Annotated in this window: 10 protein-coding genes; 7 read left to right on the forward strand and 3 right to left on the reverse strand. The window is 44.0% G+C overall.

What is annotated here, in order from left to right; translation table 11 throughout:
- Positions 1 to 328 precede the first annotated feature (328 nt).
- Together ACLD71_RS22250 and ACLD71_RS22255 are read left to right on the forward strand one after the other, a co-directional pair.
- Positions 329 to 1,960 (forward strand): methyl-accepting chemotaxis protein, encoded by a 1,632-nt coding sequence (locus ACLD71_RS22250; RefSeq protein WP_137671873.1) that lies wholly within the window; start codon positions 329 to 331, stop codon positions 1,958 to 1,960.
- Positions 1,961 to 2,238: 278 nt separating this feature from the next.
- Complete coding sequence (locus ACLD71_RS22255) at positions 2,239 to 3,246, forward strand: zinc-binding alcohol dehydrogenase family protein (RefSeq protein ID WP_411992241.1); 1,008 nt, start codon at positions 2,239 to 2,241, stop codon at positions 3,244 to 3,246.
- A gap of 73 nt (positions 3,247 to 3,319) precedes the next feature.
- Here the strand turns inward: ACLD71_RS22255 and ACLD71_RS22260 are convergent, their stop codons facing one another.
- Together ACLD71_RS22260 and ACLD71_RS22265 are read right to left on the reverse strand one after the other, a co-directional pair.
- A complete protein-coding gene (locus ACLD71_RS22260) occupies positions 3,320 to 4,267 on the reverse strand; it encodes a LysR family transcriptional regulator (protein ID WP_137671875.1) in 948 nt (315 codons plus the stop codon).
- A 139-nt stretch (positions 4,268 to 4,406) separates the two neighbouring features.
- Positions 4,407 to 5,057, reverse strand: coding sequence for a hypothetical protein (locus ACLD71_RS22265; RefSeq protein WP_411992242.1), 651 nt, complete (start codon positions 5,055 to 5,057; stop codon positions 4,407 to 4,409).
- Positions 5,058 to 5,293: 236 nt separating this feature from the next.
- Here ACLD71_RS22265 and ACLD71_RS22270 point away from each other — a divergent pair, with 236 nt between their 5' ends.
- Positions 5,294 to 6,418, forward strand: a complete 1,125-nt coding sequence (locus ACLD71_RS22270; RefSeq protein WP_411992244.1) for an efflux RND transporter periplasmic adaptor subunit — start codon at positions 5,294 to 5,296, stop codon at positions 6,416 to 6,418.
- Positions 6,415 to 9,519 carry an efflux RND transporter permease subunit gene (locus ACLD71_RS22275; protein WP_411992246.1) on the forward strand — a complete coding sequence of 1,035 codons (3,105 nt, stop codon included), beginning with the start codon at positions 6,415 to 6,417 and terminating at the stop codon, positions 9,517 to 9,519. The genes ACLD71_RS22270 and ACLD71_RS22275 overlap by 4 nt, the downstream gene beginning before the upstream one ends.
- Positions 9,520 to 9,557: 38 nt before the next feature.
- On the opposite strand, the gene ACLD71_RS22280 is transcribed toward ACLD71_RS22275, so the two are convergent.
- Positions 9,558 to 9,875 (reverse strand): heavy metal-binding domain-containing protein, encoded by a 318-nt coding sequence (locus tag ACLD71_RS22280; RefSeq protein ID WP_137671879.1) that lies wholly within the window; start codon positions 9,873 to 9,875, stop codon positions 9,558 to 9,560.
- 591 nt (positions 9,876 to 10,466) lie between these two features.
- On the opposite strand from ACLD71_RS22280, the gene ACLD71_RS22285 reads away from it, so the two are divergent.
- The 3 genes from ACLD71_RS22285 (at position 10,467) to ACLD71_RS22295 (ending at position 12,311) form a co-directional block, all read left to right on the forward strand.
- Positions 10,467 to 11,021, forward strand: coding sequence for a hypothetical protein (locus ACLD71_RS22285; RefSeq protein ID WP_411992248.1), 555 nt, complete (start codon positions 10,467 to 10,469; stop codon positions 11,019 to 11,021).
- Positions 11,022 to 11,105: 84 nt separating this feature from the next.
- Positions 11,106 to 11,822, forward strand: a complete 717-nt coding sequence (locus ACLD71_RS22290) for a hypothetical protein (RefSeq protein WP_411992250.1) — start codon at positions 11,106 to 11,108, stop codon at positions 11,820 to 11,822.
- 42 nt (positions 11,823 to 11,864) lie between these two features.
- On the forward strand, positions 11,865 to 12,311 hold the full coding sequence (locus ACLD71_RS22295; RefSeq protein WP_411992252.1) for a hypothetical protein: 447 nt from the start codon (positions 11,865 to 11,867) through the stop codon (positions 12,309 to 12,311).
- Positions 12,312 to 12,406: the final 95 nt, after the last annotated feature.

Consider the following 12,406-nt stretch of genomic DNA (forward strand, 5'->3'; position numbering starts at 1 on the left):
AAACAGAGAATCTCATTGTTGAAGAAGAAGTGATAGAACAAGACATCATTGAAGAAGACATCTTAGACGATGAGCTGTATTACGATTAACTACCGCCTCTTAAGCCTTCATTTATTTCGGGCAACTGTTAGCTTTGTATACTTGCCACCAACTGCTGAAAATCACCTCAAAGCCACTAATAACAAATAGAACAATAAACTATTTTTTAGAATAAACCTTACCTAACATCTCATTTTAATAAATCTTAACTAAACTTTATAGCGTCTTGTGTTGATACAACCTTGATTTAACAGTTTTTATTAAGTGTCTATTTTGTCGGAAGGTATAAATGAATTTTACAAGCTTGAGGTTTAGGTACTCGGTAATTTTTGCCGTTAACGCCCTACTGCTAATACTCGTTTCACTGATCGGGTTTAACGTGGGTAAGAGCACTTCACACAATTTGCTAACAGTTGAAGAGAAAATATTACCGGCATTAGCGGCGGTGTTAAATGCTGACCGAGATCTTTACCAAGCAAGAGTCGCTGAACTAGAAGCGTTAGAAGCCGATGAAAAAGACTACCAAAGCTTGTTTGAAAACTACCAAGAAAACGCCCAACAAGCGAAAGATAGAATGCAAAAGTTTAACGAACTATTAAGCGATTATCCCGACTCTACCCAAGGCTTAGAAAGTTTTACTCAACGCTTTAACCGTTGGATGAAAGACAGCACTCAAGTCTTTACCTTACTCAAAGCCAATGATAAAAAACAAGCTATTGCTCTGAGTAAAGATCAAAGCCTGCATAGCTTTGAAGACCTACGAAGCCTATACGATCACGCCACCGAAGCGGCAGAAGCCTTAGCCGAGTTGATTGAAGATGAATCAAACGAGGCGGTTGACTCACAACTCAGCGCCTTAACCATTGTGGCCTCTATTGCGGTTGTTTTATCCATCCTACTGGCTTACTTTGGACCGAAAATTCTGACCGAGTCAATCACTCGCATTACCGACCGAATAAACGATATTTCGCAGGGCGACGGTGACTTAAGCCAGCGCTTAGAGATTCAACGCAAAGACGAAATTGGCGAGCTAGCCAGCAGCTTCAATCAATTTGTAAACTTGCTAGAAGGGCTGATTGGCAACGTAAACCAATACTCTAAAGAACTAAGCTCATCGATAGAGGGCATTAGCCAAAAATCAGAGCAAACCACCGAAGTAAGTAAAGAGCAAAACCAATCTGTAGAGATGATTGCTGCAGCGGTAACACAAATGGCCGCCGCCATTCGCGAAGTCGCTAACAATGCCAACCAAGCTGCCGAAGAAGTAAACTCGGTAAATGCCCAAACCGAACAAGGGCAAACCATTACTAAACAATCGGTTGAGCACATCACCCTACTTTCAAACACCGTACAAGAAGCCTCCAATGTCGTGGAAAGCCTATCTCAAGATTCAGACCGCATTGCGTCGGTATTAGACGTAATTAGAGGCATTGCAGAGCAAACCAATTTGTTAGCACTTAACGCCGCTATTGAAGCCGCTCGTGCTGGCGAACAAGGACGCGGCTTTGCGGTTGTGGCTGACGAAGTGAGAAACTTAGCCAGTAAAACCCAACAATCTACTGAAGATATTCAAAAAATGATTGAAGCCCTGCAAAACGGCGTAATGCAAGCAGTAGAAGCGATTAACAAAGGCACCTCGGTAGCCGAGGGTACTGTAGACTTGGCCAATCAAACGCTAGAGGCGCTAAACCAGATCCTAGAATCAACCTCTAAAGTGGCCGATGTATCAGTCGCTACTGCCACCTCTACTGAGCAACAAACTCACGTTACCGAAGATATAGACCGTAATCTGAATGAACTCGCAGACAAGACTAAAATCAACTTAGAGAACTCTTCCGAATCATTAGCCGATGCCAAAGTAGCGCTGCAACAAGCTGAATCACTCAATCAGCAGCTTAATCGCTTCAAAATATCCAGCTAATGGCTACTTCACTAATCAGGGCTGCCGCTAGGCGGCCTTTTTTATTCCCTAAGAACCCACATTTTTTAGAACAGACTTAGCTTGTGCAGAGTGTGTTTTAAAGTAGCAAACCACGCTTTATCTCAATATTGGTAAACCCAGCAAACCTAGCGTTGCGGTGTAAAACTATTGTGGACGTTACGCGCCATAATGATTGGTCTTGTTGGCTCTTTTTCCCCTTAAAGCGACTGCGCATAATAGCCTCACTCGCTCATCACCACTCACAACGAGGCTTGAATATGAAAGCAATTGGCTACCAACACAACCTAAGCATCAACGATACTCACTCTCTGCAAGACATCCAATTACCAGTGCCAGTTGCCCAAGGTCACGACCTGCTGGTTGAGGTAAAAGCTATCTCTGTAAACCCTGCTGATTACAAGATCCGCCTGAATATGCCTGCCGAAGCAAACCAATGGAAAGTATTGGGCTGGGACGCCACAGGTATTGTTAAAGCGGTGGGCGAGCAAGTGAGCTTGTTCAAGCCTGGCGACAAAGTATGGTACGCCGGCGATTTAATGCGCCAAGGCAGTAACGCCGAACAACAATTGGTAGACGAACGCATTGTTGGCCGGATGCCAAACTCACTCTCTTTTGGAGAAGCAGCTGCCCTACCACTTACCACGATCACCGCTTGGGAGATGTTATTTGATCGCTTAAAAGTCGCGAAGGATGACAGCACTAAAAGCGTACTAGTGATTGGTGCGGCCGGTGGTGTTGGCTCAATCATGGTGCAACTCATCAAACAGCTTACACAATTGCAGCTCATCGCTACCGCGTCGCGACCCGAGACCATTTCATGGTTAGAAGATCTTGGTGCCGACCATGTGATTAACCATCGCAACCCTTTAAGTCAAGAGTTTAGCCAGTTCGACTTAAACGAGGTGGACTACGTTGTTAGCCTAAACAATACCGAACAGCACCTCTTAGACATTGAAAAAGTGCTAAAACCACAAGGGCAATTTGGTTTAATCGACGACCCAGAGTCACTCAACATTGTGCCATTTAAAACCAAAAGTATATCGGTACACTGGGAGCTTATGTTTACCCGTTCATTATTTTCTACCAACGATATGCAAACCCAGCACGACTTGCTTAATCAGGTATCGGCAATGATTGACCAAGGCAGCATAAAAACAACAGTGGGCGAGCATTTTGGCAAAATAAACGCGGAGAATTTACGTCGGGCCCATCAACTATTAGAGAGTCAAAAAGCCAAAGGAAAAATTGTTCTAGAGGATTTTTAAGGCCAATGTAGCGCTAGCCTTAAAACAAACACAACCGCTATGCCCTTGGGAATAGCGGCTTGTTACTTAGCTTTTATTGGTAAAGTGACTTGTAATTTGGCAAGTGGTCTACCCAAAATGGCGGCGTACCAATGTACTGTTGTACCGCACTAATAAACTCGCGAACCAGCAAAGTTTGCTTACGGTGCGGATAGACCGCATAAATGCCGGTATCCATGGTGGATATTTTATAGTTCGTGAGCAAAGGCTGTAACTTAAGCTGCGCAATGGGGCTTTCTAAATTAAACAAATCTATCACCGAATAACCTAAGCCATCGCGCACCGCATCAATCATTGTTCGAACATCACTCACTTTGTAATTACCGCGCATACGGTAAGACTTAAACTGCTCGCCATGAGGCACTTCACTCACTCTAAACTGATCTAAGCTTCTTTCGCCATTGCTATAAATTACGGCGGGTAACGCCACTAATTGCTCAGGTGTTTCTGGGCAACCATATTGCTCAATAAACCCTTGCGAAGCCACAATAGCAAAATGGGTGCTGGCGATTTTTTTGGCAATTAAGTTAGAGGAACTCAACTTACCGATTCGAAATGCCACATCAAAGTGATCAGCAATAATATCTGAACGGCGGTCTTCCAAAGATAGGCTTATTTTTACCTCGGGATACTGCTTCATAAAACGCGAGACTACGGGCTGCAAGTACTGCTGGCCAAAAAATATTGGCCCAGCTATCCGCAAAATCCCTTTTGGTTGGGATTGGTATGAATCCGCAATATTTTGAATATCACTCAAGGTGTCTATCATCAAATGGGCTTTTTCAAGAATCTCTTCACCCGCCGAAGTAAGAGAAAAAGAGCGAGTAGAACGGTTTAATAGCTGTACACCTAATTCAGTTTCTAGCCGCTTAATCTGCTTCGACAACAACGAGTTATCCATATCATGTAATGCGGCAGCCTTAGCAAAAGAGCCCTGCTGCACCACATCTACAAATAAAGAAAGCTGGTGAGTAATCGACATTAGTTTTCCTTGGTAACGCTAAGGGTTCAAGTGTAACAAAGCATAGCGAGTTAGTGCTTAAACCCAAACATCATTTTTAACCTAAGCGGCTTATCGCTATCGCCCTTATTCACTAAACATTTGGGCTCTATTTAAGCCCCTAACAATAAGCATCAACCCAAGTAGCTACCTTGGCTGTAAACCCTTGTTTTAGTGGCAGGCCTGAATCGGCACTCACATTAATATGGCTCGAATCTTTAGTGTCTTTAAATGCCTTCATCCCTTTTGGGTTTGCCCAGTAATACAAACCCCAGTTAACTAAATCCCACTGTTCTTCATAAGGATTGTGTTCGTAATCTACGTAATAAAGCGTGCCATCGCTCATTACAAATTTATCGGGGAAATAGTCGATGTTTAATGCCTGTGGCTTTAGGGCTTTAAACATATCGCACACCTGCTCTACACATCGTGTTGGTAAAGCATCGTTAATCACTAAATCGGTGACAAGATCGCCATCAATGTAGTCTTTAACCGAGTAATTGCCTTCAAGGTTCACGTCAAGAAGCTTAGGAATGGCAATGCCCGCACTCGCCAGTTTTTGGTAGGCGGCCACTTCAAGCTCAACCTTATTGGCATCACCAAATGAATAATAGGCACATGGTTCACTGTGCATAAGTTTTACCACGTATTGCTGCTCAACACCTTGAGCAAGATAAGAATAGCCAGACTTCCCCTTACCAAGAAACTTCACTATTTCTAGCTCACCCAGTGTTGAAGTAAGCACACAACCAAGCGCACTTGTCACATCCACTGTGTTTTCCTTAATTTTATATAGCATTAACATAGTCTTAAGCGATAAGCAGCTTGATCAACTCATTCAAACCACTTTGTACTGCACCATACTCCTTTATGTCAGTACTTGTCAGCTTAGCCAAGACAAAACCTCAGCTAAGTTGCGACATTTTTGAACAGCCTCTCAGCAATATAATGACAGCATCTGTTAACTCACTCGCTTTTTAAATTTACTGTTATTGCCAAGGACACTCCATGAAAACATCGGCTGCTAAACCCATTTTAATAGCGCTAGCCTTATTGCTGCTGTCGTTAACCACCGTTGTATTGATGGAGCCAGCAGCAGTGCCCGATGTTGAAAAGCCCGCCCAATATTTGCAGCTAAGTGCGCTTAAGGTTACGCCTGATGAGTATTCGCCCACTTTGGTGTTTACCGGGATTAGCCAAGCGCGTTGGTTTAGCCAGCTTAAAGCGCAAACTCGTGGCCAAATAGTGAGTTTAGACAAGCGTATTCAACCTGGCAGTTTAGTGGCAAACCAGCAAGAGCTGCTAAAACTAGATCCGATTCACTTACAATCAGAGTTAAGCAGTGCTAACAGCCAAATAAAGCAGGCCGAACTTAACTATCTGCAACAAAAACATGAGCAAACCGTGGCCGTGAACATGCTCGATAAAAATAACCGCTCAGCTTTTGCGCGCAAAGAGCCGCAACTGGCCGCCGCGAAGGCCGAGTTAGCGCGAGCCCAATTAGCCTACAAAAGTACTCAACAACGTTTACGTGATAGCCAAGTAAACGCGCCATTTAACGCCATTATTATGCATTCTTACGTCAGTCCTAATCAGCATATTGAGCAAGGAGAGTTACTGTTTGATCTCGCGTCCAGCGAAAGCATAGACATAAAGCTGCCAGTGTCAGATTTACACTGGCGCCGCTTGCAAGCCAGTTTAAGCGCGCCGCAAATAACCGTGGTAGATCGGCAAAATCAGCGCTGGCCGGCCACGGTGCGTTATATTGCACCGCAGGTAGATCCCGTTACTCGCCAGCGCCAAGTGGTACTCAGTGTGGCGAACCCCTATCAACATCCACCACGTTTATTGCCCGAGCAACAAGTGAATATAGAAGTCACCTTATCGGCTCAAGCGAACGTAGTGAAACTGCCCATTAGCGCCCTTACTAAAGATGGCCAAGTATGGAGTATTAATGCCGATAACGAACTCGCGCTAGAGCAAGTAAACATTGTGAATGAGAACGGCAACCAAGTATGGCTGCAGTTTACTCAGCAGCCCAAACAGGCGCGGGTCATTGCGTTGTTTCCATTGCAATCCATGCTGCAAGGCTTACGGGTTACCCCGCAATTTGAGCAGGAGGTAGCGCAATGAGATGGCTTAGTCGTTGGTTTTTACATAACCCCGTTGCCGCCAATTTGTTGATGCTGGCAATTGTGGTAGGTGGGCTGTTATCACTAAAACACTTACGGGTGGAGTCCTTCCCGCAAATTGCCCCTTCGAGTTTAGCGGTTACCGTGGTTTACCCCGGTGGCACCGCTCAGCAAATAGATCAAAGCGTCACCCAGCGAATAGAACAAGCAGTTAGCGATTTAAGCGGCATTAAACAAATCGTTAGCGAATCGTCGGCGGGCGTATCTCAAGTACGTATTCGTAAAACCTCGGAAACCGATCTAAACCGCTTAGTTGAAGATGTACGTAATCGAGTGAACGCAATTGCTAACTTTCCTGTACAAGCCGAACGCCCACAAATCACTCGCGACGAATTTACCAACTTAGCCTCGTTCATCATTATTTCTGGGCCTCGGCCAGATAAGCAATTACAGCCTATTGCTCGCCAGGTTGAATTAGCCCTAAAAAAACACCCTAACATTGCCAAGGTGAGCAACTGGGGCAGCCGTACACCTTTACTGGTGATTGAGCCCAAATTAAGCCAACTTAAAAACTATGGTTTAAGCATTGAAGCACTGTCGAGCCGCATCGAAGCAATGTCTATTGAAACCCGCAGCGGCGAGCTAAAAAGCGCCGCGGGTCGTATTACCTTACGTGGCGACGGATATGCCGAAAACGTCAGTCAGCTAAAGCGGCTAGAAATACTGTCTACGCCGCAGGGCAGCGTAAACTTAGCCGACGTAGCCAATATTTATCGAGACTATGAATCTAGCGGATCTATTGTTCGCAACAATGGAGAAACGGCTATTGCGCTGTTAGTAAGCACTAGCCAGCAAGACAATTTATTAGCAGTTAGTGAAGCAATTGGCGAGGTATTGGCCGAGCAGCAAGCCATACTGCCCAGCGATATATCGCTGTCTACCATGGCCGATATGGCGCCCTATATTGAAGACCAGCTAGGTCGGTTAAGCCACAATGCTTGGCAAGGTTTGCTAATAGTACTGGTATTGCTGGGCATATTTTTAGAGCTAAAAGTCGCCTTTTGGGTAGCGGTAGGCATACCCGTTGCGCTGCTCGGCACCTTCGCCGCTATGGGAGTGATGAACTACAGCATTAACGACATCACCTTATTTGGCATTATTTTAGTCTTAGGCATTTTAGTGGACGACGCGGTAGTAGTAGGCGAAAGCATTCACCAGCAACGAGACAAGCTCAACAACCCGCTAAAAGCGGCGTGGCGAGGATTAGAGTCGGTATCAGTAGCCACCGTATTTGGCGCACTCACCACCATGGCGGCATTTTCGCCAATGTTATGGATAGATAACGAGCTGGCTAAATTGCTCGCCAGCTTCTCTGCGGTGGTGATTTTTGCGCTAATGTTTTCACTGATCGAAAGCAAGCTGATTTTGCCCGCTCATTTGGCGGCTATTCGCTACCCAAGCAGTGCCCCCAAAAACACTAAAACCTCTTGGTTTGCAAAGCTACAACACGCCGCGCAGGCAAGTTTAACTACCTTTAATGCTAAGCTTTACGCCCCCGTACTGCGTAGTGCCATTAACCATAAAACCGCCACCCTCATCGGCTTTTTGTCGTTAGTGATTTTAGCCTATGGATTTTGGTCTACCGGGGTCATTCGTAGCTCAGCGTTTCCCGATATTCCTGGCCGCTATATTAGCGCGAATGTAAGCTTAGAAGACGGCGCTCCCCTGCCCTTACAGCAAAAAGCCTTAACCCAGTTAGAGCAAACAGGTTTAAGACTTAATCAACAACTGCAAGATGACTATCAACTTAGCCAAGCGCCAATACAAAATTTGCTCATTTGGTCAGACGGTTACGGCGCAATAGAAGCCACCATACAGATAAGCCAACAAGCCCTTACCCAGCTGCCTAATAATGAATTACTTAAGCGCTGGCGCAAACTTAGTGGCGAGATAGAAGGCGCTTACGCCACCGAATTTAGTGCGGGCGATGAACCTGCAGGCGGAGTATATCTGGCCATTAGCTCAAGCGATCGCGAGCTCGCCATTATGGCCAGCAAGGCCTTGCGAGAAGAACTCAATAGCATAGCTGGGGTGCAAGATATCTACGACGATGGCCGAGGCGGCGGGCAACAATTACGTATAGAACTCAACGAGTTTGGTCATCAACTAGGCTTAACCCAACGCAAGTTGGCTTTGTTTGCCGGAGGTGCTTTTGGCGAACGAGAAATCCACCGTTTATTACAACAAGGCCAAGAAACCAAAGTAGTAGTGCGCTATGGCGAAGCACACAAAACCACCCCGCAACAATTGCTGCAAACCAACATATTTTTAGACAGTGGCGAGTCAGTGATGCTGGCCGATGTGGCTAGCTTTCATTATCAACAACAACCCGACAGCTTATACCGACTTAACCGCGAACAAGTGGTTAATTTACGCTGGCGACAAGACCGCAGTGTTCAATCACCCGAAGAAGTGCTAGCTAAAATAGCGCCCAGTTTTAGCGAAATAGAACAGCGTTTTCCCGGTGTAAAAATTAAACCCAGCGGAGAATTTGAAGAACTCGGTGAAGTACAAGCCGGCTTTAAAGAAGCGATGATAATGACCTTGCTGGCCATATATGTATTACTCGCGGTGCCGCTTAAATCCTACTGGCAACCATTAATAATAATGATGGTCATCCCCTTTGGGTTTGCTGGCGCTATATTTGGCCACGGCATGATGAACCTGCCACTCAGCATTTTGTCGATGTTTGGCATGATGGCCATGACCGGCATTGTGGTTAATGACTCCTTGGTATTAATCACACGCTTCAACCAGTTTTATCGAGGGGGTATGCCACTTAAACAAGCCTTAGTAGAAGCTGGCACCAGCCGCTTAAGGGCTATTTTCCTTACCACTATCACCACCGTATGTGGTTTGTTACCTTTGCTACTAGAAAGCTCAGAACAGGCGCAATACTTAAAGCCTGCTGCGGTATCTTTAGTCTTTGGCGAGCTGTTTGCTACTGGCGTCACCTTGGTGATAATCCCAGTATTGCTGGCGGTATTCACCCGTAAAGAGCAGTTAACCCTACCCCCTAAAACCGTGGTATTTAACTCATAAGAAAATTGTTCTGGCCGAGTACGCTCGGCCAGCAGGGCTTACACCGCTAGCTTAACCGCTGTACCAAACACCATAATTTCAGAAGACCCATCCATAATGGCACTGGTGGTAAAACGAATACCCACCACCGCATCAGCACCTTTCTCTTTAGCACTTTCAACCATCCGTTGAATCGCCACGTCTCGTGCTTCACTCAGCATCTCGGTATAGCCACGAATTTCGCCGCCTACAATGCTTTTAAATCCCGCCATTATGTCGCGACCAATATGTTTAGACTGCACCACACTGCCGGTGACTACGCCCAATACTTCGCGGGTAGGTTTACCGGCTATGCTGTCTGTTGTTGAAAAGATCATCTTGATTCCTTAAATGGGCTTACCTATTTATGTTCATTGGCATGATAGCTTAAAAACAAAGCCTGCTTTACTTTCGGCCAAGTTTCCGTTTGATTAGCTCACAAAGCATTATCTTCAAAACGTGCTTAAAATATGCCGTTGCATCCAACTGCGGCAATGCGAGGGGCAACCTCTAACGGCTAAGTGTTTTTGCCCCAAAGTTTGTTACGCCCTCTTACGAACTACACGGTTACACACGGCTTTTTTCATACCAAAACTAATGGTTTTGAATCTCGACTTTACTAGTTGGTAACGAGGGAATCTTGGAATTAGTTTAGCTTCCAAGGTTTGCGCACTTTTTAACTGTGTACTTGTACAGTGTTTCTGGTTTCGTTTGCGTCATTTGTCAAAGCAATCAATGAAAGCTTTGGATCGACGATTGATTGATACCGAGTAAAAAACTAAGGTAGACAATGGGTTAATATGAAATCATTAATTGATGAGCGGATGTGATAAAGGTCATGTTTTTTGAGATAGGCCGCGCGCTCATTGAATGGGATAGGCCGCACGTGCGGCCTACTTAGCGTTATATTTTTAGGAGAGTTTCGCTTCATGGATGAGTTCAACAGATATCTATCAGAAGCGATTAGAGTACGCAGAACAATTCAGGTATATAGCGAAATATTCGACTGTCAAAAATCTATTGATACTTTATCTTCTAAATCAATCGAGTTTGGTGCGATTCTAAAACGCTCAATGCATGATGAGATATTAATTTCACTAGCTAGGCTATTTGACACAGATGCTTATAAAAGTAGAAACGAGCGGTTTGAATATCTTTCCCAACGTAACTTGATATTAAAATATGAAGATTCGCTTGACGAAAAGCTTCAAAATCTCCGAAAAAAAACATCACAATTATGGGGTGAAGTTAGGGTCAAAGAATACAGAGACTTTAGACTGGCTCATAATGATAAAGCTCTTCTCTGTGGTCAAAGTGAAACCATTAAGCATAATGTTACCTTTGACTCTGCTAAAGAATTAGTAGAAACATCTATTAACTTAGTTTTAGGTTTAATGGCTAAAAATGGTATCACCAGTGTAAGTAGCAATTTAAACTATAAATATGAAAATGTAGGCTCAAAATTTATAGAGTCGATTAAATAAAAATATAACAAGGCGCTCAAGCAAGGACGCAGCGAAGCTGAGCCTCTTAGCTTGGCGTTATGTTTTAGGAGATAGCGAATAGCTATGGAAGTACAGCCAAGGCATGTTGTTTGTATCCTGAACAATGATCAGGATGTCGTTAGAAATCTGTGCAAGGAATACCCAGGGTTTGAATATGACGAGGAATATTCTCATGGGCATTTCCAAGAAGGAATGAGTACAGCTTTTGCAGCGTCTATGGAGTGCTTAATACCGTCCTTTGTACTAGAAGATCAGGAATCTATATACAAGCATACAGCTGTAAACTACGTCCTTTCTCCGAGAATGAAGAAAGAAGATGCGGTAGATATATCACAAAAAATGCTCTCATTAGTTGCGGAGGCATTTAAATTGGGGGCACTAGCTGTCAAAGGAGAGAGTTCAGGTATAGCGCATGGGAAGTTACGGTGGCTGGAGCTTTCAGAGCGCTCAAAAGAACCTGAAAATCGATTAAGTTCCCTATACCGAGCATGGGTACGATTACCAATTTCTGACGAAAGTAAACTCTATTCCGTTGGAATGCATTTAATCGGAATGAAAGATGTTGAAATAAACAACTGCGATTCCGCAATTGATGATTTGGATATGTTTTTATTGTACCTAGTTGTAGATAGAGCTGAACCTAATATCAAGAACGGCCAAATTTTTGGTAAAGACAATGAATCAATGGTTTATACAATTAATAGCATCGACTGTAATCGATATGAAAGCGATGATTTTTTCTATAACCCATATGGATTGTGGTCACTTACAAGTAAATAAACATAACAAAAACAGCCAAGGCGACGCCAAAAAGCGGCGCGCTTGCTGTTGGCGTTAAATGGCTCTTATAATATGGGTGTTAAATGGTACTCTATGTTTGGATTTAAGAAGAAAAAAAATATATCGGTTAAGACTGAATGGTACGACTTGATTTTCGCTCATAAGTTGAGCCAATGGTCATTGGTATATAAAAACATTGAGTTTGTTTATCAAGATCACAACATTGATTTGCCAGAAAAACACACATTAGATTTATATATTTCTTGGATTGAATCGTGTAAAAGTCACATAGACTCTAAGGTAAAGGAAATGTGTGAAAACTGGACTGATTCCTTCATTGACCCATCTAAGGTTCATATTGCCTCAATAGAAGTTGAGTCTATAGATCGCATTGCGGTAATGATTCTTGGAGATGATACATGGGGTGATATGGGATATGACATTTGGTTTAAAAATGGTGTTATTGTAAACGAAGGGTTTGGTGACTAGCCATTTAACAAGAGCTTTAAACGGAACTAAAACAGTTGGCTACGTTTCGCTTCGCTCCACAATTTTAGCCAACCGTCTTAGTCCGCTTAAGCTAG

Source organism: Agarivorans sp. DSG3-1 (genome assembly GCF_046774965.1).
Classification (GTDB): Bacteria; Pseudomonadota; Gammaproteobacteria; order Enterobacterales; family Celerinatantimonadaceae; genus Agarivorans.

Bases quoted from the DNA above. Each gene is read 5' to 3' on its own strand.
- ACLD71_RS22290 (WP_411992250.1), top strand. From the start codon at position 11,106: ATGGAAGTACAGCCAAGGCATGTTGTTTGTATCCTGAACAATGATCAG.
- ACLD71_RS22275 (WP_411992246.1), top strand. From the start codon at position 6,415: ATGAGATGGCTTAGTCGTTGGTTTTTACATAACCCCGTTGCCGCCAAT.
- ACLD71_RS22255 (WP_411992241.1), top strand. From the start codon at position 2,239: ATGAAAGCAATTGGCTACCAACACAACCTAAGCATCAACGATACTCAC.
- ACLD71_RS22280 (WP_137671879.1), bottom strand. From the start codon at position 9,875: ATGATCTTTTCAACAACAGACAGCATAGCCGGTAAACCTACCCGCGAA.
- ACLD71_RS22250 (WP_137671873.1), top strand. From the start codon at position 329: ATGAATTTTACAAGCTTGAGGTTTAGGTACTCGGTAATTTTTGCCGTT.
- ACLD71_RS22285 (WP_411992248.1), top strand. From the start codon at position 10,467: ATGGATGAGTTCAACAGATATCTATCAGAAGCGATTAGAGTACGCAGA.
- ACLD71_RS22270 (WP_411992244.1), top strand. From the start codon at position 5,294: ATGAAAACATCGGCTGCTAAACCCATTTTAATAGCGCTAGCCTTATTG.
- ACLD71_RS22260 (WP_137671875.1), bottom strand. From the start codon at position 4,267: ATGTCGATTACTCACCAGCTTTCTTTATTTGTAGATGTGGTGCAGCAG.